2 protein-coding genes are annotated in these 973 nt (G+C 27.7%); one reads left to right on the top strand and one right to left on the bottom strand.

What is annotated here, in order from left to right; translation table 11 throughout:
- Positions 1-469: DNA adenine methylase (locus EBF09_RS08990; RefSeq protein ID WP_198672585.1), on the top strand; the 469-nt coding region annotated here is incomplete at its 5' end.
- A 16-nt stretch (positions 470-485) separates the two neighbouring features.
- On the opposite strand, the gene EBF09_RS08985 is transcribed toward EBF09_RS08990, so the two are convergent.
- Positions 486-973 (bottom strand): S24 family peptidase (locus EBF09_RS08985; RefSeq protein ID WP_157978209.1); only part of this gene is annotated, 488 nt, incomplete at its 5' end.

Here is a 973-nt window from a genome sequence, read left to right as displayed (position 1 = left end):
GTTACAACCAAGAAATCAATTAGAAAGAGCAGCATTTTATTTTTATCTTATTCAAAATTCTTTTGGGGCAAAGAAAGAAAGCTTTGCAATGAGTAAAACAAGAGCTAAAAAACTTTATAGAGATTTTAGTGTGTATTCTAAAAGGCTAAAGGGGGTTAGCATTGAAAATAAAGACTTTACTTACATTTTAAAAAACTATGATAATGATGGGGCTTTGTTTTATTTAGACCCACCTTATGTAGGAACGGAAGATTATTATCAAAATACAGGAGGTTTTGGGCTAAAAGAGCATAAGCTCTTAAATGAATTGTTAAAAAATATCAAAGGTAAATTTATGCTTTCTTATAATGATTGTAAGTTAGTAAGAGAGCTTTATAAAGACTTTAATATTAAAGAATTAAGAGTTAGTTACTCTCTTAGTGCAAAGGACAGAAAAGAACAAAAGGAACTTTTAGTGATGAACTTTTAATCTTTAATAGGGGGTGTTAAAGCCTCCTTATCTCCCCAATTACTGCACCTATTAGCAAAAATTCCCCATTGTTATAAAACATATCTTTATAACTAGGATTAAAAGAATGCAAAATTACCCCCTTATCTTTTTTAAAGACTTGTTTTATAAACAAACCCTCTTTAGTATTAATCACACAAATGCTTTTATCTTTAAAAGGCTTGTTTCTATCAACTACACAAATAGAATCATCTTTGATAACTTCTTCCATACTATCACCCACACAAGTAATAAACTCACAATCTTTACTTTTAAAAAAATCTAGTAATGTATTATCTATAATAATTTCTTGAAATTCTACAAACTCATTAATTCCACCTCCTCCCAAAGAAGCATTAGTCTTATAAAGCTTTAGGATTTTATACTTTTCTTCACAATTTAATAATGTTTTTATAGAACTTCCATAAAAGAAGTAATTAATACTAATATTTCTTTTATGTAAAAAGTTTAAGATTTGTGGATAGG

It is taken from the genome of Helicobacter burdigaliensis (assembly GCF_003670295.1).
In the GTDB taxonomy this organism is placed as follows: domain Bacteria; phylum Campylobacterota; class Campylobacteria; order Campylobacterales; family Helicobacteraceae; genus Helicobacter_D; species Helicobacter_D burdigaliensis.
This window is presented reverse-complemented; position numbering and strand designations above follow the sequence as displayed.